General features: G+C 67.7%; 24 protein-coding genes. 10 read left to right on the forward strand and 14 right to left on the reverse strand.

Annotation, left to right across the window (positions count from 1 at the left end; all coding sequences use genetic code 11):
- A partial coding sequence (locus C0481_RS15370; protein WP_293405339.1) for an HNH endonuclease occupies positions 1-494 on the forward strand: 494 nt, incomplete at its 5' end.
- Between the two features lie 45 nt (positions 495-539).
- Here C0481_RS15370 and C0481_RS15375 read toward each other — a convergent pair.
- From C0481_RS15375 to C0481_RS15390, 4 genes are all read right to left on the reverse strand, one after another.
- On the reverse strand, positions 540-899 hold the full coding sequence (locus C0481_RS15375) for a TM2 domain-containing protein (RefSeq protein WP_293405341.1): 360 nt from the start codon (positions 897-899) through the stop codon (positions 540-542).
- 85 nt (positions 900-984) lie between these two features.
- On the reverse strand, positions 985-2,238 hold the full coding sequence (locus C0481_RS15380; RefSeq protein ID WP_293405343.1) for a hypothetical protein: 1,254 nt from the start codon (positions 2,236-2,238) through the stop codon (positions 985-987).
- A 1-nt stretch (position 2,239) separates the two neighbouring features.
- Positions 2,240-2,926: a VOC family protein gene (locus tag C0481_RS15385; protein ID WP_293405346.1), complete on the reverse strand. Its 687-nt coding sequence runs from the start codon at positions 2,924-2,926 to the stop codon at positions 2,240-2,242.
- Positions 2,923-3,582, reverse strand: coding sequence for a TetR/AcrR family transcriptional regulator (locus C0481_RS15390; protein ID WP_293405349.1), 660 nt, complete (start codon positions 3,580-3,582; stop codon positions 2,923-2,925). Before C0481_RS15390 ends, C0481_RS15385 begins: the two co-directional genes overlap by 4 nt.
- Positions 3,583-3,665: 83 nt before the next feature.
- Between C0481_RS15390 and C0481_RS15395 the strand changes: the two genes are divergently transcribed.
- The 3 genes from C0481_RS15395 (at position 3,666) to C0481_RS15405 (ending at position 7,461) form a co-directional block, all read left to right on the forward strand.
- Entirely contained in the window at positions 3,666-4,817 is a 1,152-nt protein-coding gene (locus C0481_RS15395) for an alpha/beta fold hydrolase (protein WP_293405351.1), read from the forward strand.
- 148 nt (positions 4,818-4,965) lie between these two features.
- Positions 4,966-7,206: a patatin-like phospholipase family protein gene (locus C0481_RS15400; protein ID WP_293405353.1), complete on the forward strand. Its 2,241-nt coding sequence runs from the start codon at positions 4,966-4,968 to the stop codon at positions 7,204-7,206.
- Positions 7,207-7,260: 54 nt separating this feature from the next.
- Positions 7,261-7,461, forward strand: coding sequence for a hypothetical protein (locus C0481_RS15405; RefSeq protein ID WP_293405355.1), 201 nt, complete (start codon positions 7,261-7,263; stop codon positions 7,459-7,461).
- Positions 7,462-7,464: 3 nt separating this feature from the next.
- On the opposite strand, the gene C0481_RS15410 is transcribed toward C0481_RS15405, so the two are convergent.
- From C0481_RS15410 to C0481_RS15440, 7 genes are read right to left on the reverse strand one after another with little or no spacing between them, the layout of a single operon-like run.
- Positions 7,465-8,298, reverse strand: a complete 834-nt coding sequence (locus C0481_RS15410) for a hypothetical protein (RefSeq protein ID WP_293405357.1) — start codon at positions 8,296-8,298, stop codon at positions 7,465-7,467.
- 11 nt (positions 8,299-8,309) lie between these two features.
- Positions 8,310-10,973 (reverse strand): TonB-dependent receptor, encoded by a 2,664-nt coding sequence (locus tag C0481_RS15415; RefSeq protein ID WP_293405561.1) that lies wholly within the window; start codon positions 10,971-10,973, stop codon positions 8,310-8,312.
- 7 nt (positions 10,974-10,980) lie between these two features.
- A complete protein-coding gene (locus C0481_RS15420; RefSeq protein WP_293405359.1) occupies positions 10,981-11,256 on the reverse strand; it encodes a DUF1294 domain-containing protein in 276 nt (91 codons plus the stop codon).
- A complete protein-coding gene (locus tag C0481_RS15425; protein ID WP_293405361.1) occupies positions 11,256-11,900 on the reverse strand; it encodes a GNAT family N-acetyltransferase in 645 nt (214 codons plus the stop codon). The genes C0481_RS15420 and C0481_RS15425 overlap by 1 nt, the downstream gene beginning before the upstream one ends.
- Positions 11,897-12,460: a demethoxyubiquinone hydroxylase family protein gene (locus tag C0481_RS15430; protein WP_293405363.1), complete on the reverse strand. Its 564-nt coding sequence runs from the start codon at positions 12,458-12,460 to the stop codon at positions 11,897-11,899. Before C0481_RS15430 ends, C0481_RS15425 begins: the two co-directional genes overlap by 4 nt.
- Positions 12,457-12,975, reverse strand: a complete 519-nt coding sequence (locus tag C0481_RS15435; RefSeq protein WP_293405365.1) for a disulfide bond formation protein B — start codon at positions 12,973-12,975, stop codon at positions 12,457-12,459. The genes C0481_RS15430 and C0481_RS15435 overlap by 4 nt, the downstream gene beginning before the upstream one ends.
- Positions 12,976-13,015: 40 nt before the next feature.
- Positions 13,016-13,594, reverse strand: coding sequence for a YqaA family protein (locus tag C0481_RS15440; RefSeq protein WP_293405367.1), 579 nt, complete (start codon positions 13,592-13,594; stop codon positions 13,016-13,018).
- Between the two features lie 135 nt (positions 13,595-13,729).
- On the opposite strand from C0481_RS15440, the gene C0481_RS15445 reads away from it, so the two are divergent.
- From C0481_RS15445 to C0481_RS15460, 4 genes are read left to right on the forward strand one after another with little or no spacing between them, the layout of a single operon-like run.
- The gene (locus tag C0481_RS15445) at positions 13,730-14,776 is read left to right on the forward strand and encodes an isoaspartyl peptidase/L-asparaginase (protein WP_293405369.1); all 1,047 of its coding nucleotides are present in this window, start codon (positions 13,730-13,732) and stop codon (positions 14,774-14,776) included.
- A 9-nt stretch (positions 14,777-14,785) separates the two neighbouring features.
- Positions 14,786-15,061, forward strand: coding sequence for a hypothetical protein (locus tag C0481_RS15450; RefSeq protein ID WP_293405371.1), 276 nt, complete (start codon positions 14,786-14,788; stop codon positions 15,059-15,061).
- On the forward strand, positions 15,062-16,069 hold the full coding sequence (locus C0481_RS15455; protein ID WP_293405373.1) for a fumarylacetoacetate hydrolase family protein: 1,008 nt from the start codon (positions 15,062-15,064) through the stop codon (positions 16,067-16,069). It abuts the gene before it with no gap.
- Complete coding sequence (locus C0481_RS15460; protein WP_293405375.1) at positions 16,066-16,587, forward strand: MarR family winged helix-turn-helix transcriptional regulator; 522 nt, start codon at positions 16,066-16,068, stop codon at positions 16,585-16,587. Before C0481_RS15455 ends, C0481_RS15460 begins: the two co-directional genes overlap by 4 nt.
- Before the next feature lies 1 nt (position 16,588).
- Here the strand turns inward: C0481_RS15460 and C0481_RS15465 are convergent, their stop codons facing one another.
- The 3 genes from C0481_RS15465 to C0481_RS15475 form a co-directional block, all read right to left on the reverse strand.
- Positions 16,589-16,897 carry a hypothetical protein gene (locus tag C0481_RS15465; protein ID WP_293405377.1) on the reverse strand — a complete coding sequence of 103 codons (309 nt, stop codon included), beginning with the start codon at positions 16,895-16,897 and terminating at the stop codon, positions 16,589-16,591.
- 92 nt (positions 16,898-16,989) lie between these two features.
- Positions 16,990-18,861 carry a ferrous iron transporter B gene (locus C0481_RS15470; RefSeq protein WP_293405379.1) on the reverse strand — a complete coding sequence of 624 codons (1,872 nt, stop codon included), beginning with the start codon at positions 18,859-18,861 and terminating at the stop codon, positions 16,990-16,992.
- Positions 18,858-19,184, reverse strand: a complete 327-nt coding sequence (locus C0481_RS15475; RefSeq protein WP_293405381.1) for a FeoA family protein — start codon at positions 19,182-19,184, stop codon at positions 18,858-18,860. Before C0481_RS15475 ends, C0481_RS15470 begins: the two co-directional genes overlap by 4 nt.
- A gap of 309 nt (positions 19,185-19,493) precedes the next feature.
- Here C0481_RS15475 and C0481_RS15480 point away from each other — a divergent pair, with 309 nt between their 5' ends.
- Together C0481_RS15480 and C0481_RS15485 are read left to right on the forward strand one after the other, a co-directional pair.
- On the forward strand, positions 19,494-20,756 hold the full coding sequence (locus tag C0481_RS15480; protein ID WP_293405383.1) for a site-specific integrase: 1,263 nt from the start codon (positions 19,494-19,496) through the stop codon (positions 20,754-20,756).
- A 304-nt stretch (positions 20,757-21,060) separates the two neighbouring features.
- Entirely contained in the window at positions 21,061-21,966 is a 906-nt protein-coding gene (locus C0481_RS15485) for a hypothetical protein (RefSeq protein WP_293405386.1), read from the forward strand.
- Positions 21,967-22,167: the final 201 nt, after the last annotated feature.

Here is a 22,167-nt window from a genome sequence, read left to right on the forward strand (position 1 = left end):
TCAGCTACTATCCGCTGTCCCTCTGGCCGTGGCAGGAGGTGATCAAGGCGGTGTTCCTCGATCGCGTCGACGTCGTCTCGACCTACGACCAGGAAGTTCACTCTCCATCCTTCGCGATGAAGCTGCCCAGCGTGGTGTCGCTCAAGCACTACGTGCCGCAGGATCGGCCGCCGGCCTTCACCCGCTTCAACCTGTTCCTGCGCGACGGCTTCAGCTGCCAATACTGCACGGCGGGCGAGGACCTGACCTTCGACCACGTGGTGCCGCGCTCGCGTGGCGGGCGCACGACTTGGGAAAACATCGTCACGGCCTGCGCGCGCTGCAACCTGATGAAGGGCGGGCGGACCCCGCACGAAGCGCACATGCACCCGTTCCACACCCCGCGCCGTCCGACGGCGTTCGAGCTGCAGGAACGCGGCCGCAGGTTCCCGCCGCATCACCTGCACAAGAGCTGGCTCGACTACCTCTACTGGGACATCGAGCTGGAGGCTTAGTGGGGCGGAGAGCCGCCCGGACAGGCGATTTCGATCGCCGGCGAGCTAGTGCGAGGCGGCCACGATCAATGGCGATCCGCCGCCGGTCAGCTTGGCGGCCAGCATGGTGTTGTGACTGCGGACCATGCCGGGGATCGTGAAGAGATCGACGAGGAGCCAGATCCCGAGCGGAACGAGAAACAGCAGGCCAAAGCCTGCGGCCAACAACAGGGCCCAACCCAAGATCGTAAGGGCAAGCATCGCGATGCCGCTGCCGGTGCGTCCGAGATAGAAGCGATGCGCGCCAACGCCGCCGAGAAAAATCCAGAGCAGGTACGCGACGCCCGTAGATTTCTTGCCGCTTTCAAAAGCCATCAAGGCCTGGGTGTCGGCGCTGATGCCTTGATTGTTCGGCTTGTCGTTCATGAGCTCCCCCCGAAGCTACGCTGTATTGGAGTGCACCTTGCCTGATACTCGCGGGGATTGCAAAGCCGGCCAAGCTGGCTGAGCGCTAGATCAGCATCGAATTCGGCGGCAGGCCGACGAGGCTGCGGCCGTGCAGCTCGTTGGCGGTGTCGACGTCGAAGACGACGTGGCTGGACAGGACGTTGAGGTCGCGGACCGAGCGCTGGAACGGCTGGTCGAGCATCTGGGCGCTGGAGCCGGCAGACTCCGCCATCAGCGCCACCGCCTCGCGGCAGATCGAGACGGCGTAGGCGACCTGGGCGCGGGTGCGCAGTCGCTCGGCGATCTGTTCGGCGCCTTCCAGCGCGCCGGCCGCGACGTTGTCGCGCCCGACCTGGCGAATGATGGCCTCGGCCGTGTCGATCATGGTGCTGGCGCGGCCGAGCCGCATCTGGGCGGCGGGCTTGTCGCCTTGGCTGGAAAGGCCGCCCATGCGCACGTGGCCGGCCAGACGCTCGCGATAGGCGGCGAGCGCGCAGCGCGCCGCGCCGACCGCCGAGATCGCCGCCGTCATCGCCAGGAACGGCAGCATCGGCATGTCGTAGATCGGGTTGGCGTAGCCGCGCGAGCCGGGGCCCCGGCCGCTGGCGATCAGGTCGAAGCGCGCGGTGCGCGCCTCCGGTACGAACAGGTCCTGGACGACGATGTCGTTGCTGCCGGTGCCGACCATGCCGGCGACGCGCCAGGTGTCGAGTACGCGGGCGTCCCCGGCCGGCAGCAGGCAGCTCAGCAGCCGCGGCGGGCCCTCGTCGCCGGTCGCCAGCGCGCTGCCGACGATCCAGTCGGCGTGCATGACGCCGGTGCCCCATTTCCAGTGCGCAGTGACCTTGTAGCCGCCGGGGACGCGCATGGCCTGACCGGGCGGGGCGCTGACCACCGGAGCGATGACGTAAGGGTGGTCGCCGCCGAACAGGGCTTGCTGGGTCTCCTGCGGGAAGTGGGCCAGGAACCAGTTGTGCTCGGCGCAGAACGAGGCCGCCCAGCCGGTCGAAGGACAGGCCTCGGCGATCGGCAGGCTGATGTCGATGAACTGGTCGGTGGTGATCTCCAGCCCGCCGAACGCCTTGGGAACGAACTGATAGAAGTAGCCGGCCGCGCGCAGGGCGTTCCAGATGCTGTCGACGGGCCGGCGCAGGCGCTCGGCTTCACCCGCCGCGGCGGAGATGGCCGGGGCGAGGTCCTTGATCCGCTGGACCAGCAGATCCGGCGTCAGTTCCGCCAGGGCCTCGGCCGACAGGTAGTCGCCGCCGGCCGGGATGCGGCGGTCGGCCAGCGGCGGGTCGATGCTGTCGAAACTCATGTCAGGCCTGCGCCACCGGCGGGGCGGTGTAGGAGGCCATCTTGGTCAGCACTTCGTCCGGCGTCGCCAGCAGCTGCTCATAGACCGCCTTCGGGTAGACCATGTGCGGCATGGCCGGATCATAGGGCGGTTGCGGAACCGGCGAGGGGCCGACATAGGCGGCCGGCGCCTTGAACCGGGCGGCCTCGTCGTCGGAGATGCCGGCCTTGGCCAGCACCGCCGGGTCGATCCAGGCGGTCGGGTCGAGCGTCTTTTCCGAGGTCGCCACTTCCAGGGTCATCTGGTCGGGGCCGGCGAAGTAGATCGACTTGCACATCCCGTGGTCGATCGGGCCGATGACGTTGACGCCCTTGCTGCGCATGCGGTCGCGCATGGCGATGAGATCGGCTTCGCTCTCTACCCCGAAGGCCAGGTGCTGCAGCGTGCCGGCCGCGCTGGGCAGGGCGCCGGAGCCGGCGTGGGTGCGTCCCAACTCGATGGGGATGTCGGCGACGGCCGGCAGCTGCACGATCGAGAAGTAGCAGTGATCGTTCAGGCGCAGGAAGGCGTGCAGTCCGCCCGGAACGCCGTGCATGTCGAAGAGCGCCACCAGCGGACAGCCCATGACGTCCGAGAAGAAGGCGATGTGCTTCTTGATGTCGGCGGCCATGAAGGCGAGGTGGTGAATGCCGTTAGGTTGCTGGCTCACTGGGCTTCCTCCTGGGCTCTGCGGCCCTTTTCAGTCAGGAAGCCGCCGAGGACGGCCTCCAGGATCATGTCGTCGTGGATCTCGCGGGCGGCGGCGACGTCGCAGTCGAAGGTCGTGCGCATCAGCGGCGCCAGGTTGATGACCCCGACCGCCGCGGTCTGCAGCGTCACCACCATCTGTTCGGGCGGGTAGGGCAGGAGGTCGCCGGCGGCGACGGCCTCGGCGGCGATGGCCGCCAGCCGGCGGTTGCGCGCGCCCAGCAGGTGGCGGTCCAGCCACTCCAGCCGCTCGCCCCCGGCCATGCCTTCCAGCGCCACGATTCGCCCCAGGGCGGGGTGCTTCCAGCTGATCTGCAGGAACAGCCGCATGGCGACCCGTAACTGGGTCAGCGGCGGCGCGTCGGCGGCGGCCTCGATGAGCCGCTCCTCTTCCTGGATCACGGCGCGCAGGCCCAGCATGGCGCTGCGCCAGAGATGGGCCTTGTCCTCGAAGTGATAGTGCAGCGCGGGCTGCGATACGCCCGCGGCCTTTGCGATGCCGCCCATCGTCACCCGCTCGAAGCCCAGCTGCGAGAACTGGTCCAGCGCGACCGCGCGGATGCGCGCGGCGGTGGCTTCGCCCTTGGTCGTCGCGGCCCATTCACCGTCGTGCGGCATAGCGATTGACTCTGTAATCAGCTTTTCTGATTTTGTAGTCAGAAATTGGAGGCGCCACAAGCTGCGCCCCAGGGGAGGGACATATGGCGGTCGTTCGGGAGCCCTACGGCTTCGTCCATGCGGACAAGAGCCGGCTGAAAGAGGTCTATGGCGGGCCGACTGGCCAGGTGTTCGTCGAGTGCATGCGCGTGCGGCCGGACGTCGGCGACGCCAAGACCGTCATCCTGTTCAGCCACCCGGTCGGCGGCGGCTCGTTCCTGCCGCTGGTCTCGGCCCTGGCCCGCGCCGGGCGGCATGTCGTCTATTGCAACCCGCGCTATCGCGGGAACGACACGGCGCTGATCATGGAGAAGTGCGTCCTCGACCTGGGGGCCTGCATCGCCGACCTGAAGACCCGCTTCGGCTACGAGAAGGTGGTGCTGGGCGGCTGGTCCGGCGGCGGCTCGCTGTCGCTGTTCTACCAGGACCAGGCCGAGACCCCGACCATCACCCACACGCCGGCGGGCGACGAGGTCGACATCGCCGGGGCCGGGCTGCAGGCGGCCGACGGGGTCATGCTGCTGGCCGCGCACATCAGCCGCTCGGTGACCATGACCGAGTGGCTGGATCCCTCGATCCTCGACGAGTCCCGGCCCTTTGAACGCGACGTCAGCCTCAACCTCTATGACCCGGCGTTTCCAGAGACCGCGCCCTATTCGGCGGCCTTCGTGCAGCGGTTCCGGCAGGCGCAGATCGATCGCAACCGGCGGATCACCGCCTGGGCCAAGGCCCAGCTCGCCGAGCTGAAAGCCGCCGGCGACCCCGACGCCGAGCGCTGCTTCGTGGTGCAGGGCACGATGAGCGACGTGCGCTGGACCGACCCGAGCCAGGACCCGTCCGACCGCCGGCCGCACACCTGCTATCTCGGCGATCCGAAGATCGTGAACGACGGGCCGGTGGGCCTGGGCCGCTTCACCACCCTGCGCTCGTGGCTGTCGCAGTGGAGCTATGACGAGAGCCGCGCCAACGGCGTGGTCAACGCCGGGCGGATCTCCTGCCCGGTGCTGGTGATCAACAATACGGCCGACCTGGCCTGCACGCCGAGCCACGCCCAGCGGCTGTTCGACGCCGTCGCCTCGGCCGACAAGAGCCTGGTGCACATCGAGGGGGCCGACCACTACTACGCCGAACGTCCGGACCTGCTGCCGCGGGCGACGGCGGCGATCGGCGAGTGGCTGGACGCGCGCGGGTTCTAGGCGTTCGCAGCGGCCATCTAGGGGTTTCGCCCGATGCCGTCGGCGGCGCTTGCGACTGTAGCCTGAGCATCGAAAGGCGTGCGCGGCCTGCCGCGGGCGCCGTCAGTTCGCGATGGGCGCCATCGCTGTACCGACAGGGTGAGCCCCGATGTCCGTCGCGGATGCACTTGCGCTCGTCAAACGCCTGCTCATCCTGAGCTGCATGCTCGGCGTGATGTGGCTTGGGGTCTGGATCGCTCCGGCCTTCGGCCAGGAACGGGCGCCCCCGCCAACGCGGCCGAAGATCGGCCTGGTGCTGTCGGGCGGCGGGGCGATGGGCATGGCCCACGTCGGCGCCATCCAAACGCTGGAGAAGCTCGGCATCCGGCCCGACCTGGTGGTCGGGACCTCGATGGGGTCGATCGTCGGCGGCCTCTACGCCTCGGGCATGAGCGGCGCCGAGCTCGAGCACGCCATCGAGACCATGAACTGGGACCTGATCTTCGACACCTCGCCGCCGCGCGAGGGGCTGACCTATCGTGAAAAGCAGCTGCAGGCGGCGTTTCCGGTCAAGGCCAGCGTCGGGGTCGCCGGCACGCGGCTGCGCTCGCCCGACGCGCTGATCTCCGACGCCAACCTGCTGCTTGAACTGCGCCGGCTGGTGCGGGTGCGGGCCGCCGTTCCCACCTTCGACGACCTGCCGATCCCGTTCCGGGCCGTCGCCACCGATATCGAGACCGGGAAGAAGGTGGTGCTGGACCGCGGCGAACTGGCCGGAGCGATGCGGGCCTCGATGTCGGTGCCGGGGGTGTTTGCGCCCTACAGCCTGAACGGTCATCTGCTGGTCGACGGCGGCATGTCCGACAATGTGCCGATCGACGTGGCGCGCGAGATGGGCGCCGACGTGGTCATTGTCGTGGCCACCCAGACGCCGATGCTGCCGGCCGACCAACTCCGCAGCCTCACCGGCATTCTCGGCCAGACGGTCACCATGCTGATCCTGGCCAACGAGCGCCAGCAACTGGCGACGCTGAAGCCAAGCGACGTGCTGATCAGCGTCAACACCGGCGACCTGACGGCGGCGGACTTCAAGCGCGGCGCGGAGTTCATCGCGATCGGCAAGGCCGCGTCCGAGAAGCAGCTCGGCGGCCTGCAGCGCATCGCCGCGCTGGGCCCGTCGCAGCACGCGGTCAGCATCGACAAGCCGCCGCCGACGATCGACTACGTGAAGGTGGAAAACGACTCCCGGCTTTCCGACAAGATCCTGCTGCGGCGGATCGAGCCGTTTGTCGGCAGGTCGATGGCGCCTGACGAGGTCGGGACGGCCATGCGCGACATCTACGCCATGGGCATGTTCTCCCGCGTCGACTACCGGATCGAGGAGAGCGCGGACGGGCGGACCGGACTGGTCGTGAACGCCGTCCAGCGGCCGGGCGACGCCAACCGCCTGCGCCCCGGCGTGACCATCGCCGCCTCCAGCGAGAGCGGGACGGAATTCGACTTCTCCGCCGAGCTGCGGCTGGTGCAGCTGGACAGCTATGGGTCGGAGGCGCGTTTCGTCGGCGCGCTGGGCGAGCGGACCTTGTTCTCGGCCGAGTACTTCAAGGTGCTCGACAGCTATCAGCGCTGGTTCGTGGACGTGATGGGCTCGGTGCAGAAGCGCCCGATCAAGGTCTACAACGACACCGGCTTCCGGCTTGGCGAGTACGACGCCTCCTACGGCTTGGCTTCGTTGGCCCTGGGGCGCCAGTTCGGCAGCGTCGGTGAGGTGCGGGGCGGCGTCGAGGTCGGCTCCGGGTCGGCCTCGCTGCAGGAGGGCGACCTGACGCCTCGGGACTTCGACCTCAAAGTGGGTCAGCTGTTCCTGTCGGCCGGGGCGGACACCTTGGACAATCCGTACTTCCCCAGCCGCGGCATGAGCGGGCGTCTACAGTGGAATGTCGGCTTGGAGGGGCTGGGCAGCGACACCGACTTCCAGACCCTGCGGCTGGACGGAATCTACGCCGCCAGCGTCGGGCGCCAGGCCTTCAATTTCAATATTTCCGGCGGCGATACGATCCAGGGCGACCTACCGCTGGTGTCGCTGTTCACACTGGGCGGGCCGTTCAGCTTCCCAGGTTATTCGGTCGACGAACTGACGGGCGAGAGCTTCGCCGTCGCCCGCGGCATGTACCGCTACAAGCTCACCGACAGTTCCAAGAGCCTGCTGAAGGTGCCGCTCTATGTCGGCGCGACCCTGGCGGTCGGCAACGTCTGGGCGCGGCACGGGGATGCAGAGGCCGACGATGTGCGGGTGGGTGGCAATGTCTTCCTGGCGGCCGACACTGTGATCGGGCCGGTGTTCCTCACCGCCGGGGCGGCCGACGACGGACGTACGGCGCTCTATTTCTTCATCGGCAAGCCGTTCTGAGGCGGGAACTTCGCCGCGTAGCGGGCGGTTGCCCGTGCGGAGGCAGCGACCATCATGGCGCAGGCCAGGCATACGCGGTCAGAGAGCGAGGCGGAGGCACGGCCGCGCTCGCGACTGGACGGTCATCGGGCGATCCTGTGGATCCTCGCCCTGGCCTTTGCGGTGTTTGTGGTGGTGTTCCTGACCAGCCCCAAGGAAGGCGCCGATTCAAGGACGGGCGCGCCGCCGGGCGAGGTTCCGGCAGCGCAGCCCTGAGGTCTATTTTGCGGGCAAGACCCGCTGGGCGACCATCTCGCGGCCGGTGCGGCTGATGCCGTAGAGCACGCCGCGCTCGCTTTCGTCCCAGTCGACGGCCTGGCCCTCGGTGGCCACGCCGATGGTGTCCAGATGGTCAAGCACCGCGCCGCCTTGGGTCGGCAGGGCCAGGACGTAGAGTTCGGGGTGGTCGTGGCCGGTGATGTAGAGTTTGCCGTCAGGGCCCCAGCCGCCGCCGGACGAGCTCATCGGCTTGAAGCGGTCGAGCACCGACTGCGGGAAACTCCAGCTCTGGGTCTGGCGCCAGTCGTCGTCGAAGCGGACCAGCACCGAGTGGCGGTGGTCGCGCGGGGCCTCGCCTCCCTTGCCGTCGTAGTTGGCGAACGCCGCCCACCAAGCGCCGTCCTTGCGGTCGACCCAGGTGATCGAGCCGCGGCCTGGGCCGAGGGCGACCGTGCGCAGGTGCTTCATGGTCGCTGGGTCGAAGAACTCGACGGCGCTCCAGTGCGGCACGGCCGGGAAGTTGGAGCTGGCGCAGACCAGTTCCTTGGCGATCACCGCGCACGAGTTGATGTGCGGATAGCGGACCGGATCGCCCTTCCACTCGGCGAGCTTGGCGCCGGTCTTCTTGTCGTACTTGGCGATGGTCGAGTTGGCGACGGCGTAGACGTGGGCGGCGTCGACGGCCACGCCCTGGCGGGCCTCGGGGGCCGGATAGCGGCGCAGGACCTCGGCCGTGCGCGAGGGAGCCGGGGCGGCGGCCTCCTGCGCCAGGGCGGGAGAGGCGGCGAGGACCGGGGCGGCGAGCGCCCCGGCCAGGATGAGTGAACGGATCATCCCGCGTCCTCCTAGAAGTTCACCGCCGCGCCGACCCAGTAGGTGCGGCCGTAATTCGCCCATTCCTGCAGGTAGCGGCGGCCCGGGCCGGTCACTTCCTGACGGCCGGTGTTGGACAGGTTCTGGCCTTCGACGAACACCGTGAAGCGGTCGGTGAAACGATAGGACAGGCTGGCGTCGAAGACGTGGCGGCCCTTCCAATACTGGTCGGAGTTCGGGTTGGCGTCGTTGATCGTCTCGAGCTGGCCGCCGATGTAGTTGTGCGACACCCGGGCCTCGAACGGACCGCGCTGGTAGTAGATCGACTCGTTCGTGGTGATTTCCGGCTGCTGGAACAGGCCGGTGACCCGCGGACCGGTCGAGGTCAGGAACGTGAACTCGGTGTCGAGCCAGGTGATGTTGCCGTTGAAGCCGAAGCCGTCGAACGGCGCGGGCAGGAAGGTGAAGGCCTGCTGCACGGCGAACTCGACGCCGCGGATCTTGGCGCTCTCGGCGTTGCGCGGGGTCGAGACCAGCACGCTCTCGGGGCCACGGCCGACGTCCAGGGTCTCGGTCGAGGACAGGGTGAAGATCTCGTTCTCGATGTCCTTGGTGAACAGCGCCAGCGAGATCATGCCGTCGGTCGGATAGTATTCGAACGACACGTCGAAGCCGCGGCTCTCACGAGCCTTCAAGCCGGGGTTGCCGCGCGACAGGGTCGGCTGGCTGCCGTCGAAGTTCAGCCCCTCGGTCGCGGCCAGCGAGCCGTAGTCGGGGCGGCCGATGGTGTTGGTCCAGGCGGCGCGGACGATGACGTCGTCGCGCGGTTTCCACTCGACGTGCAGGCTGGGCATCCAGTTGCCGTAGGAGCCCGAGTTGCTGACCGGGGTCAGCACCCCGCCGGTGCTGCGCACGGCGTCGGACTCGACCTCGGTCTGCTCGAAGCGCACGCCGCCGAGCACGGTGAAGTCACCCCACGAATAGCTGGCTTGGGCGTAGGCGGCGTAGATGTCCTCCTGCACCTTGTAGTCGCCGGTCGGCGCGGTCGTGGTGGTGGTGAAGCGGCTGCGGTTGGCGTTGAAGAAGTCCATCGCCGCGCCGGCGTCGATGCGCGGCGAGAGCAGGTAGCGGCCGGCGATCAGCTCGCTCGGGCCGGGCTTGTCGACCTCGGCCAGGGTGTACACGAAGCCCGATCCGGCCCGGTAGTTGACCTGCGTCGAGTTGAAGTCGCGCTCGGTGGTGCGCAGCAGGCCGCCGAACTTGGCCTTGAGGTTTCCGTCGGCGTTTCCGTCGTCGAAGGCCAGGTCGAAGCGGGCCTGGGCGGTCGTCTCGTCGGTCTTGGTCAGCGAGTCGCGGTGCTGCTGCAGCACGAAATTGGCCGGGTTGCGAGCCGCCGCGTCGTTGACCGAGGTGAAGACCGGGAACAGCGGGTTGGTGGTGTCGTAATTGAAGGCGTAGTTGGCGCCCTGGGCGTCGACGGTGCGGAACTCGACCGAGTGGTTCGGCACTTCGAGGCCCGCTTGCGAGTAGACGAGATCGCCGCTGGCGGTCCACTGCGGCGCGAAGGTCCACTCAAAGCCGGTGCGCAGCAGCCCGATTTCACGCTTGGTGATCGGCTGGTTGAGCTGGATCACCTCGCGGCCGCGGGCGAAGTAGCCGCTGGTCGGGGTCTGGTTGGCGACGTTGCCGAGCGGCTCGATGCGGTACTCGATGCGCTCCTCGTCGTCCTCCATGCGCGAGAACAGACCTGCGGCCTCCCAGCGGAAGGTGTCGGTCGGGCGGTACTCGATCTTGGCGTTCACGCCGCTGCGCTGCTTGGTGTTGTTGTACCAGAACAGCCGCTGATAGGCCGGCACCTGGATGCCGTTGCCGAGCGGCGAGCCCGAGACAACCGGCGCGCCGGCGGCGGTGTATTCGCGCACCGACGGGTCCTGGGATTCGACCTGCGGGATGTCGTAGTCGAGTTGCTCGTGCGAGGCGCCGACGACCACGCCCCACTGGTCGGCGTCGCCGAAGGTCGTGCCGGTGGCGAAGGCCAGGCGGTAGGAGGGCTTGTCGTTGCGCACGTCGCCGCTGCGCTCGTACATGCCATACGAGGCCATGCCGTTGAAGAACGGCCGGCCGATGTCGAAGGCGCTGCGGGTGGTGACGTTGATCACGCCGCCGATGGCGTTGCCGTCATGCTCGGGCGTGACGGTCTTGATGACTTCCAGCCGGCCGGCCATCACCGAGGGGACGATGTCCATCGGCACGGTGCGGCCGCTCTCGTCGACCGAGGCGACCAGCGCGCCGTCGATGGTGGTGCGGTTGTAGGTCGAGCGCAGGCCGCGGATGACCGGGAAGCGCGGCTCGCCCTGGTCTTCCATCACCGAGATGCCGGGAATGCGGCGCAGGGCGGCGGCGGTGTTGTGGTCGGGCAGCTTGCCGATGTCGTCGGCGGAGACGACGTCGGCGACGACGAAGGCCTCACGCTTCACTTCGATGGCCTTGCGCTGGGCCTCGCGCTGGCCGGTGACGACGATCTCGTCGACCGCGGCCGCCTCGTCGTTGGCGAAAGCCGGCGTCGAGAGCGCCGTGCCGGCAAGAAGCAAGGCCAGGCAACCGGAAACACGCGGAACGAAATGCATCTGCACCCCCCAAACTGAAAACGGGCGGAGCAGTAGGGAGGCCGCACGACGGTGCGGTGACAGGCCGATGAACGGATTACGAAACCGGGGCGGTCCCGCTCAGCAGGTATGCAGCCCCTGCGAGTTGGGCGATCAGGATCGCGTATAGGAGGCCGGCAAAGGGCTGCTTGCGGGTCTTGTGGCGGAACGTCTGCTGAGCCAGCACGGCGCCGGGACCGCCGCCGATGGCCGCCAGGGTCAGCAGGGTGCGCTCGGGGATTCGCCGGCCGCCGCGCCGGGCGCTGGACTTGTCGAGACCCATCGCGGCGAAGGCGACGAGGTTGGCCAGCGCCAGATAGCCAAGGGCGGCCATCACTCGGGCGGCCGCGCCTCGCGCCACATGGCCCACATCTCCGGCGCGTCGGGCCTGGCCTTCAGCACCTCGACGACCTCGAAACCATAGCGGCGGTAGAGCGGCACATTGGCGGGGCTGGAGCTTTCGAGATAGGCGGGCAGGCCCTTGGCGTCGACGCGGGCCAGGCCGGCGGCCAGCATCCGCGAGCCGACCCCCAGGCCCTGGGCTTCTGGCCGCACTCCGAGGAACCAGAGATAGGCGTGGGGCGGGGTCTTGGGGTGGTGGGCGTCCATCATCCGGCGCATGGCCGACATCCGCGACAGCCGCGAGAAACCGGTTGCGCCGAGGATCCGGGGCAGAGCGCGCAGCTCCTGCAGGAACGGCGTCGGACCAAGGCTCTCGGACGGCAACCAGATCGAGGCCGCGCCGCCGCCGGCTGGGCGAAACACCTCGCCGTCGGTCACGCCCATGGCGATCAGCAGTTGGAACAGCTTCAGCCGCGCCGAGTCGTGCCGGGCGTCGGCGCGCAGGAACCAGTTGAAGACCGGATCGGTGGAGAAGGCGGCGGAGAGATCCTGGGCGACGGCGCCGATGTCGGCCATGCCGGCCGCGACCGGGGCCTCGGCCCCCCTGCGCAGGTCCAGGATCTCCGCTTCGGTCATAGCTTCTCGCTGATCTTGATGGCCGTGCGGCAGCCGGCGCGGATCACGGCGGCCAGCAGCGGATAGCCCGGGGCTTCGCGCGCGCCTTCTTCGAGGGCGTGGTCGCGGTGGGCGATTTCTTCGTCGCGGAACTTGGTCAGTTCGGCGGCGAGTTCGGGCTCTCGGGTTTCCAGCTCGGCGATCTGCGCGGCGTAGTGGCGCTCGATGACGTCCTCGACCGCCTCGGTGCAGGCATGGGCCGCCTTCTCGCCCAGCAGAGCGGTGCCGGCCCCCAGGGCGAAGCCGGCCACCCGCCAGAGCGGGGCCATGGCGGTCGGGCGGACCTTGTGTTCGTTCAGCAGCTTGTCGAAGCGCTGGAGGTGGTCGGCTTCGTCCTTCTCCATCTCGGCGAGTTGACCGGAGATGCGCTCACGGCCCTTGCCGGCGCGCAGCACGGCCAACTGGCCGCGATAGATGTGCACCGCGCCCAGTTCGCCGGCGTGGTCGACGCGCAGGATCTCCGCCAGGCGGCCGCTCATGGCGCCGACGCCGGGGCGCGGGGGGATCGGCTTGTCGCTCATGACAGCTTCCTTCTCTCGTGACGCACGGCCAGCAGGCTGAGCACGGTCAGGCCCAACGAGGCCAGAGCGTTCCAGCCGGCCATCGACAGGCCCAGGAACACCCAGGCGGCCTTGTCGCAGGCCGGTGGGGCGATCTTGGCGCCGCCCAGCAGGTCGGCCATCTGGCCGGCGCTGACCCCGCCGCCGCCGCCCGAGCAGGCGGTCGGGCCGGGCCACCACTTCCACTCGACCCCGGAATGATAGACGGCCAGGCCGACGCCGAAGGCGAACACCGCCGCCAGGGCGGCGTCGAAGGCCCAGCGCCAGCGCGCGCCGGCGCGCATCCGGGTGACCAGCATGCCGGCCAGGGCCAGGCCCGCGGCGACCCAATAGACCTCACGGGCGCGCAGGCAGAGCGCGCACGGGGCCAGGCCGCCGAAGGTCTCGAAGGCGTGGGCGATGGCCAGCATCGCCAGCGAGGCGACCAGCGCGGTCAGCCGCCAGCGCTCGAGGAAGGGTTTAAGCAACGCGCGCATCGGCGGGATAAGACCTCAAAAGCTTCACCGCCCCAAGCGATCAGATGAGCACCTTCAGCACGACGATCAAGCCGACCAGGGCGATCAGGCCCAGCGTGCCGTAGAGGGCCATGCGCTTCTCGAACTCGGCCAGCATGGCCGGGCCGAAGTACTTGAGGATCGCAGCGACCGCGAAGAACCGCAGGCCGCGGGTCAGGATCGAGGCCCAGATGAAGGTGACCAGCGAGAACTGCGCCAGACCCGCGGTGATGGTCACCAGCTTGTAGGGGATCGGGGTCGCGCCCTTGATCAGGATCACCCACAGGCCCCAGTCGGCGAACCACTTCTCGAACGCGGCCTTGCCGTCCGGGTGGCCCATCAGGTTCAGCAGCCACATGCCGACTGGCTCGAGATAGAAGCCGATGGCGTAGCCGAGCAGGCCGCCCACCACCGAGGCGGCGGTGCAGATCCCGGCATAGACGAAGGCGCGATCGGGCCGCGCCAGCACCATCGGCGCCAGCATCACGTCCGGCGGGATCGGGAAGAACGAGCTCTCGGCGAAGGAGACGACCGCCAGGCCCGCGGGGGCGTGACGCGAACCGGCCAAGCCCATGACCCAGTCATACAATTTGCGAAACATGCTGATCCGGCCCGACGTTCGTAGCCTTGCTAGCAGGCCGATGGGCGCTTGTCTCGGCCGGCGCGCTCGGGCAATTCCTCCTCCTGACATCGCCCCGCCGCGACATGTCTTTCCCGTACCCGCCAAGGAGGGACCATGCGCGTCCTCACTCTCGCCGCCGCGATCGCAGCCCTGATGACCAGCCACGCCCAAGCCGCACCGCAACCCGCGCCAAAGTGGGCGATCGTCGTGCATGGCGGCGCCGGGGTGATCGAGCGCAGCCAGCTGACGCCCGAGCAGGAGAAGGCCTATCGCGCCGCGATGACCAAGGTCACCGAGGTTGGCGCCAAGGTGTTGAAGGACGGCGGCAGCGCCATGGACGCGATCGAGGCGACCATCCACCTCCTGGAGGACGACCCGCTGTTCAACGCCGGCCGCGGGGCGGTGTTCACCGCAGAGGGCCGCAACGAACTCGACGCGGCGATGATGGACGGCAAGACCCTGCGGGCCGGGGCGGTCGCCGGCGTGACCCGCACCCGCCATCCGATCTCGCTGGCCCGCGCGGTGATGGAGAAGTCGCCGCACGTGATGATGATCGGGTCCGGCGCCGACGCCTTCTCCAAGACGCAGGGCCTGGAGCAGGTCGACCCCAGTTACTTCTTCACCGAGCGCCGCTGGAAGAGCCTGGAGAGCTTCCTCAAGGCCAACAACCTGCCGATCCCGCCCAAGCCGACGGGCGGCGCGCCCGATCCGGCCCAAGGCCTGGCCCACGATGAGGGCAAGAAGGGCACGGTCGGCGTCGTCGCCCTCGACAGCCACGGCAACGTCGCGGCCGGGACCTCCACCGGCGGCACCACCGGCAAGCGCTGGGGCCGGGTGGGCGATGCGCCGATCATCGGCGCGGGCACCTACGCCGCCAACCAGTCATGCGCGGTCTCGGCGACCGGCACAGGCGAGTACTTCATCCGTCTGACGGTGGCCCGCGACGTCTGCGCCCTGGTCGAGTTGAAGGGCATGAGCCTGCAGGCCGCCGCCGACGAGGTGGTCCAGAAGAAGCTCACCGCCCTGGGCGGCGACGGCGGGGTCATCGCCGTGGCCCCCGACGGCCAGATCGCCTGGAGCTTCAACACCTCGGGCATGTACCGGGCCAGCGCCGCCGACGGTCGCCCGCTGACGGTGGGCATCTACAAGGACGAGCCTTAAGTTAGGGCCATGGCCCATATCGATCCGCAACTCGACCTGACCGAAGCCGCCGAAGAGGAAATGGAGCGCGCCTGCTCGTTGGGCCGGCGCGACATGGCCGCCTGCACGCCCTGGGGCGACACCTATGAGGGCTATACCCCGGCTGGTCGCGAGGTGAGCTTTGAGCGCAATTATTTGTGGGTCGGCGAGCCGGGCGGAGACATCTGCGTCGAGGTCGTGGTCTACTTCCCCGAAGCCTACGAAAGCGGCGTGCGCGTGACACGTACGGTGGGCCGGGAGGAATGAATGAAGCTCGCCTCTCTGAAGGGGGGACGTGACGGCCGTCTGGTCGTCGTCTCGCAGGACCTTGCCTGGTGCGCCGACGCCAGCGCCATCGCGCCGACATTGCAGGCCGCTCTCGACAGTTGGGAGATCGCCGAGCCGCTGCTACGCGGCCTGGCCGAGAGCCTTGAGCACGGCTCGGTTCCCAGGGAACGCTTTCACGAGCACGAGGCGGCCAGTCCGCTGCCGCGGGCCTATCAGTGGGCCGACGGCTCGGCCTATGTGAACCACGTGGCCCTGGTGCGCAAAGCTCGCGCCGCCGATATGCCCGACAGCTTCTGGACCGACCCACTGATGTACCAGGGCGGCTCCGACGGCTTCCTCGGGCCGCGCGATCCTATCCCGCTCGCCGATGAGGCCTGGGGCTGCGACATGGAGGGCGAGATCGCGGTCGTCGTCGGCGACGTGCCGTTGGCCGCGAGCCGCGAGCAGGCGCTGGCCGCCATCCGGCTGGTGATGCTCTGCAACGACGTCTCGCTGCGCAACCTGATCCCGGGCGAGATCGGCAAGGGCTTCGGATTCTTCCAGTCCAAGCCAGCCTCGGCGTTCTCGCCGGTGGCGGTGACGCCAGACGCGCTGGGCGAGGCCTGGAAGGACGGCAAGCTGCACGGCGTCTTGGAGGTCGAGCTGAACGGTGCGCCGCTGGGCTGCGCGGACGCCGGCGTCGACATGACCTTCGATTTCGGGACGCTGGTCGCCCATGCGGCCAGGACGCGGGCGCTGGGCGCCGGCACGATCATCGGCTCCGGCACGGTGTCGAATCGCGGCCCGGACGGCGGTCCAGGAAAAACGATCGCCGAGGGCGGAGTCGGCTACTCCTGCCTAGCCGAGTTGCGGACCGTGGAAACGCTCGCCCAAGGCGGCCCCAAGACGCCGTTCATGAAGCCCGGAGACGTCGTGCGCATTGAGATGCGCGACGGGCGGCGGCATTCCATCTTTGGAGCGATCGAACAGCGCGTGGGGGTGTCATGACCGGACCATCCCATATCGTCCACGACGACCAGGGCGCCGCGTCCCTGCAACTGGACGCCTATCTGCCCTACCGGCTGTCGGTCGCCTCGAACGCGGTCAGCGGCCTGATCGCTCGGGCCTATGAGGACCGCTTCGCGCTCAGCGTGCCGCAGTGGCGGCTGATCTGCGTGCTGGCCGAGGACGATGGCCAGACCCAGCGCGAGATCGTCGCGCGCACGGTGATGGACAAGGTGACCGTCAGCCGTGCGGCCCGCGGCCTGACCGCCCGGCGGCTGATCGTTCGGTCCGAAAACCGGGCCGATGGGCGCTCGCACGTGCTGACCCTGACCGAGGAGGGGCGACGGCTGCATGCGGAGATCGCGCCGCTGGCGCTGGCCTACGAGGCGGCGCTGATCTGCGGCTTGGCGCCGGCCGAGGTCGCCCAGCTCAAGCGGCTGCTGATCCGTCTGCAGCACGCGGCCGGCGCCTTGGCCGGCGGCGCAGCGCCGCTGGCCGATCCCGGGCTGGCCGCGCGCTAGCTCAGTGCGCGGTGGCGGCCTTCAGGCCCCAACGGTGCGAGCCTTCGCCGAAGCGCAGGTGGAAGCCGTAGAGCGCGCGGCGCGCCTCGTCGCGCCAGATCTCCTCGAACGAGACGATCACGGCGCTTTCGAAATCTTCCGGGATGTTCTTCACATCGACCCCGACTTCGCGCGCGACGTTGGCGATCACGTCGCGACGGTGGGCTTCGCCACCGAAGTACAGAAGGGTCTCGCGGATACGCTCGACGAGATGATCGCTCGTCGGACGCTTGGCGGCCTTGCGGCGCATTTGCTTGAGAGTTTGGTCCATTCTAGTCCCCACCCGATGATGGAAAGCTAGAACCGCCGGTTTATCGGAGGGTTAATTCGGGTGATTAATATCGCCTTCAGGTTGAGGGGGCGTCAGCCCCCTCCGAGCGCCACGGCCGTGTGGTAGACGATGAACGAGGCGACGTAGGCCAGTGTCACCATGTAGACGAACATCACCGTCGGCCAGAGCCAGCTGTTGGTCTCGCGCTTCACGACCCCCAGCGTCGGGGCGCACTGCGGCGCAAAGATGTACCAGGTCAGGAACGACAGGCCGGTGGCCAGCGACCAATGGTTGGCCAGGGTCGAGGCCAGGGTCCCGACATTGTTCTCGGCGTCGCCCACCGCATAGACGGTGCCCAGGGTGGCGACGGCCACCTCGCGGGCGGCCATGCCCGGGATCAGGGCGATCGACATCTGCCAGTTGAAGCCGATGGGCGCCAGGACCGGCTGGATGAAGTGGCCGATCATGCCGGCGAAGCTGTAGTCGATGGCCGGGCCGGTGGCGCCTTCCGGCGGGTAGGGGAAGGTCGACAGCACCCAGATCAGGATCATCATCGGCAAGATGATGCGGCCGGCGCGGTTGATGAACATCTTGGCGCGCAGCATCAGGTTGCGAAACACGCTCATCGGCTCGGGCAGCTTGTAGGTCGGCAGCTCCATCAGGAACGGCTCGACCGCGCTTCGCCAGAACACCCGGCGGGTGACGAACGAGACGATCAGGGCGCTGAGGATGCCGGCGGCGTAGAGCCCGAACATCACCAGCCCCTGCAGGCTGAACAGCCCCCAGACCTTGGTGTTGGGGATGAAGGCGCCGATGATCAGCGTGTAGACCGGGATCCGCGCCGAGCAGGTCATCAACGGCGCGACCAGGATGGTGGTGATCCGGTCCGGCTTGGAGTCGATCACCCGCGTCGACATGATCCCGGGGATCGCGCAGGCGAACGAGGACAGCAGCGGAATGAAGGCGCGCCCGTGCAGGCCCGCCCCCCCCATGATCTTGTCCATCAGGAACGCGGCCCGGGCCATGTAGCCGAGGTCCTCGAGCATGATGATGAAGAAGAACAGGATCAGGATCTGCGGCAGGAACACCAGCACGCTGCCGACCCCGGCGATCAGGCCGTCCGAGACCAGGCTGTGCAGCAGTTCGTTGGGGATGTACTGGCCGACGGCGACGCCCATCCAGCCGAACAACGCCTCGATGGCGTCCATGGCCGGGGTGGCCCAGGTGAACACCGCCTGGAACATCAGGAACAGCAGGCTGAGCAGGATGGCCAGGCCGGCGACCGGATGCAGCAGCACCGCGTCGATGCGGCCGGTCCAGGTGTCGGGGTGCTCGGGCGGGCGCACATAGGTGCGCACCAGGCGCTGGGCCTCGGCGTGGGCCTGGCGGATCTCGGCGGCGTTCGGTTCGCGCCAGACGTTGTCGGCGGCCAACTGTCCGGCCTCGACCAGGCCGTCGACCTGGGCGAGCAGGTCGGAGATGCCGCGCTTGCGGGTCGCCACGGTGGTGACGATCGGGGCGCCGATTTCGCGCGAGAGGCCCTCGATGTCGATGCGCAGGCCTTGGCGCTGGGCGATGTCGTACATGTTGAGCGCCAGCACCATCGGCCGGCCGACCTGCTTCAGCTCCATGGCCAGGCGCAGGACCAGGCGCAGATTGGTGGCGTCGGCGACGCAGACGACGATCTCGGGCGGAACCTCGCCGGCCAGGCGGCCGAGCACCGCATCGCGGGTCACCGCTTCGTCGGGGCTGCGGGCGCGCAGCGAGTAGGTGCCGGGCAGGTCCAGGACCATCAACTGGCGGCCGGCCGGGGAGGTGACGACGCCTTCCTTACGCTCGACGGTGACGCCGGCGTAGTTGGCGACCTTCTGGTGCGAGCCGGTCAGGGCGTTGAAGAGGGCGGTCTTGCCGGAATTCGGATTGCCGACCAGGGCGACGCGGGCCGGGGACAGGGTCTCGCTCATGCCGGGCGCTTGCCCAGCAGCACATAGACATCTTCGGCGTCGCGGCGGCGCAGGGCCACGCGCATGTCGTCCAGCCGCACGGCGATCGGATCGCGGCCGATGGCGCCCTCGTGGATCACCTCGATGTGCGCGCCCTCGACGAAGCCGAACTCCAGCAGACGGCGTTGCAGTTCCTCGACGCCGACGCCGTGCGCGGTCGAGTTGTGCTCGGCGCGGACTTCCAGGATGATCCCGGCGTCCCCGACGGACGCGTCGCTCAGACGCACGACAGCGCCCTCCGTGGCGGCTCCTGCGGCCCCCGGCCGGGTCGAGATATTGTTCATCCAGCAATCCCTACGCGCACTCTTGAGAATGATTATCATTTGGGCGCGGCCGCGTCGAGAGCTTTGCCGAATTCGCGGGCAGGTGGGCGCAAGCGTCGCGCGTGGCTAGCCTTCGCGGCCGGCGCTTGATAAACGGATCGCCCTCACGCGAGCGGGCGTGGTGAAACTGGTAGACGCGCCGGACTCAAAACCCGCTTACGATGTAAAATTTGTCGAAAAAATCCCGTAAACTTAAGGGGTTGAGCGATAGGCGCAGCCGGCGCACCACTTACACATGTCTTACACACCCGCCCAAGGCGAGGGGCTGACATGTCCGAGATTTCGCACACCCTGATGGACGGTAAGGTCCATGTGTACCGCAGACCAGAAAGCCGCTTCTGGCAGTGCTCGGTCTTCCTCGGTGGGCGCAATCATCGAGCGTCGACCGGCCACGATAACCTTGCGGTCGCGATGGAGTTCGCACGCGACTGGTACCTGGATCGATATGCCGATGAACGGCTCCGCAAGCGTGGGATCCCGTTGCCGCGATCGGCGGCTGAGGACCAGCCAAGACACGCGGAGAAGGCTCCCGCCCCGAAGGCCGCTAGTCCGACGTTCCGAGAGGCGGCGGAGGCCTTTCAGGCAGAGTACGGCGTCATCACGCTAGGAGAGCGGAACGCCAAGTATGTGAAGCGGAAGGATGAGCATCTGCGGCTCTATCTCCTGCCGTTTCTCGGCGACAAACCGATTATGGAGATCAACGCGGGCCTGATCCAAGCCTATCGCGTTCATCGCCTGAAGCCGGAGGAGGGCAAGCGGCCGCCCTCCCGAAGCACGCTCCACGGAGAGATCGTTGTGCTTCGGCAGGTGCTGAAAATGGCCAATCGAAATGGCTGGATTTCGGCCCTGCCGGACATGTCTGCGCCCTATAAGGCCTCAGGCAAGGTGAGCCATCGCGCCTGGTTTTCACCTGAGGAGTACAAGCGCCTCTATCAAGCCACTCGCGAGCGCGCGAAGAACCCGCCGAAGGAGCGGTGGCGCGGTGAGTGCGAGCAGTTCCACGACTACGTGCTCTTCATGGTCAACACGGGCCTTCGCCCTGATGAGGCTTCACGCCTTCAGTTTCGCGATGTCGTTGTCGCTATGGACGAGGCGACAGGGGAGCGAATCCTAGAGATCGAGGTGAGGGGCAAGCGCGGTGTCGGCTACTGCAAGTCCATGCCGGGCGCAGTTCATCCGTTCAATAGAGTGAATATACGCAGGAAACCTGCGCAGACTGATCTGGTGTTCGGGCCGGTGCAGCGTGAGCTGCTGAACACCGTCCTTGCCGAGATCGGCCTGAAGCGGGACCGCGATGGGCGGCTGAGGACGGCGTACAGCCTGCGCCACACCTACATCTGCATGCGGCTGATGGAGGGGGCGGACATCTATCAGATCGCCAAGAACTGCCGGACGAGCGTGGAGATGATCGAGAAGTTCTACGCGGCGCACATCAAGAACACGTTGGATGCCTCTGCCATCAACGTACGGAAGGCACCTGCCGCCCCGAAGCGCAGGCGAACGCCGAAGCGTGTCACCGCGAACGCGGATTAGGACAACCTTGTCCGCTTGGGGCTCAAAGCGGCGGCTGGAATAGTCCGCTATCGGGGGCCCTCTCACTCGTAATGCGTAGGTCGGGTGCCCCACGCTTTGCGCGGCATTGAGCGCGCCACTTCCGGTAACCTATACGAGTACGTCGAAAGGCAGGCTCCCGAGCTGGCCAGCGTCAGGTGGAAAGCCCACCGAAGCAAAGCATTCCGGCTACCCGCTCCGCCTGGGCGCGCCTCAGCAACTTGCCCCGAGCCCTCGTGACAACAGTCGCGCCGGCTTTTTCTTTGGGCCAGAAGGGAGCCTGCCGATGATCTCACTTGCCGACTCGGCCCGTATTTCGCCCAGACGAGTTGACCACCGCAACGCTATGGAAGAGCTAGGTCGAAATCGGGGGGCGATCATGAAGCTTGAAGACATCGTCAAAGGGAATGTCATCGCCGGCGTGGTTCCCGGCAAGCTCGTGCGCGTGGTCGCGGCAGAAATGCGCGGCGCCGATGCGCTTGAGCTGGTCTACAAGGCCGAGGGTGCCCTCGGGCAGCGACGGCTGTCGCGTGTTGAAGAGGATGGCCTATTGGTCGTTTCCAACCGGGCGTGGCGGCCGACACCAGGTTCCGTCCTAGCGCTCCTAGTCGTTGTACTCGCAGCGTTTGCTGCCTACCAGTTTTTGCCTCACCCAAAAGCAAGCATGGAAGGGCCTGTAGTCAACGACATTCCGGTCGTAATCCGAACTAACGGTGGAATGCTCGAAGTGGCGAAGGTCAAGCATCGCCGCACGTTCAACCTCACCGAGGTGGCAACTTTTGCGGGATTCGAGGTGCCGTTCTGCACTGCGACGGCCTCGTACACGTTCGATGCGCACACTACTTACCGCGTTAAGCTTGCAAAGGATTGGGCCGCATCTTACCGCAACCAACGCCTCCAGGTGACTGCACCCAGGCTTGAGCCGGCATTGCCCGTTGCCTTTGATACCGCAAGGCTGAAGGCAACGTTAGAGAAGTGCCCATTCATGCCGGGCGGCACGCAGGAGGCTCTTCTTCGGAGCATCGGCGGTAAGCTTGCGAAGGATGCGTCGAATCCCGCCTACCTAGATCTGGCGCGCAACGGAGGCGCTCGGGAGACGGTGCGCGAGTTCGCGCAGAAGTGGCTGATCAACCAGAAGACCTACAATATCCCGCCCAATACCCCGATCGATGTCATGTTTGCGGACGAATAACGGCGAGCTCGGCCGTGCAGTTCTCGGCGCTTTGGAAAATGCCGTAGTGCTGCCCCTAGTCGCCTGCGAGGGAGGGGTGACGAGCACCTCGGGATGGTTGAGCGTCAGCGCCGCCTGTCATCGCTGGAACGCGAACTTCGCTTCGAAAGCGTTGGCGGGTGACGTAGGGTCCGCTTAGCGGCGGCGAGCCAATGGTGCAAT

Source organism: Phenylobacterium sp. (assembly GCF_013822795.1).
Taxonomy (GTDB): Bacteria; Pseudomonadota; Alphaproteobacteria; order Caulobacterales; family Caulobacteraceae; genus Phenylobacterium.

Excerpts from the sequence above, each read along its gene's own strand:
- C0481_RS15375 (WP_293405341.1), bottom strand. The coding sequence starts at position 899 with ATGAACGACAAGCCGAACAATCAAGGCATCAGCGCCGACACCCAGGCC.
- C0481_RS15380 (WP_293405343.1), bottom strand. The coding sequence starts at position 2,238 with ATGAGTTTCGACAGCATCGACCCGCCGCTGGCCGACCGCCGCATCCCG.
- C0481_RS15390 (WP_293405349.1), bottom strand. The coding sequence starts at position 3,582 with ATGCCGCACGACGGTGAATGGGCCGCGACGACCAAGGGCGAAGCCACC.
- C0481_RS15395 (WP_293405351.1), top strand. The coding sequence starts at position 3,666 with ATGGCGGTCGTTCGGGAGCCCTACGGCTTCGTCCATGCGGACAAGAGC.
- C0481_RS15400 (WP_293405353.1), top strand. The coding sequence starts at position 4,966 with ATGTCCGTCGCGGATGCACTTGCGCTCGTCAAACGCCTGCTCATCCTG.
- C0481_RS15405 (WP_293405355.1), top strand. The coding sequence starts at position 7,261 with ATGGCGCAGGCCAGGCATACGCGGTCAGAGAGCGAGGCGGAGGCACGG.
- C0481_RS15410 (WP_293405357.1), bottom strand. The coding sequence starts at position 8,298 with ATGATCCGTTCACTCATCCTGGCCGGGGCGCTCGCCGCCCCGGTCCTC.
- C0481_RS15420 (WP_293405359.1), bottom strand. The coding sequence starts at position 11,256 with ATGGCCGCCCTTGGCTATCTGGCGCTGGCCAACCTCGTCGCCTTCGCC.
- C0481_RS15425 (WP_293405361.1), bottom strand. The coding sequence starts at position 11,900 with ATGACCGAAGCGGAGATCCTGGACCTGCGCAGGGGGGCCGAGGCCCCG.
- C0481_RS15430 (WP_293405363.1), bottom strand. The coding sequence starts at position 12,460 with ATGAGCGACAAGCCGATCCCCCCGCGCCCCGGCGTCGGCGCCATGAGC.
- C0481_RS15435 (WP_293405365.1), bottom strand. The coding sequence starts at position 12,975 with ATGCGCGCGTTGCTTAAACCCTTCCTCGAGCGCTGGCGGCTGACCGCG.
- C0481_RS15440 (WP_293405367.1), bottom strand. The coding sequence starts at position 13,594 with ATGTTTCGCAAATTGTATGACTGGGTCATGGGCTTGGCCGGTTCGCGT.
- C0481_RS15445 (WP_293405369.1), top strand. The coding sequence starts at position 13,730 with ATGCGCGTCCTCACTCTCGCCGCCGCGATCGCAGCCCTGATGACCAGC.
- C0481_RS15450 (WP_293405371.1), top strand. The coding sequence starts at position 14,786 with ATGGCCCATATCGATCCGCAACTCGACCTGACCGAAGCCGCCGAAGAG.
- C0481_RS15455 (WP_293405373.1), top strand. The coding sequence starts at position 15,062 with ATGAAGCTCGCCTCTCTGAAGGGGGGACGTGACGGCCGTCTGGTCGTC.
- C0481_RS15460 (WP_293405375.1), top strand. The coding sequence starts at position 16,066 with ATGACCGGACCATCCCATATCGTCCACGACGACCAGGGCGCCGCGTCC.
- C0481_RS15465 (WP_293405377.1), bottom strand. The coding sequence starts at position 16,897 with ATGGACCAAACTCTCAAGCAAATGCGCCGCAAGGCCGCCAAGCGTCCG.
- C0481_RS15470 (WP_293405379.1), bottom strand. The coding sequence starts at position 18,861 with ATGAGCGAGACCCTGTCCCCGGCCCGCGTCGCCCTGGTCGGCAATCCG.
- C0481_RS15475 (WP_293405381.1), bottom strand. The coding sequence starts at position 19,184 with ATGAACAATATCTCGACCCGGCCGGGGGCCGCAGGAGCCGCCACGGAG.
- C0481_RS15480 (WP_293405383.1), top strand. The coding sequence starts at position 19,494 with ATGTCCGAGATTTCGCACACCCTGATGGACGGTAAGGTCCATGTGTAC.
- C0481_RS15485 (WP_293405386.1), top strand. The coding sequence starts at position 21,061 with ATGATCTCACTTGCCGACTCGGCCCGTATTTCGCCCAGACGAGTTGAC.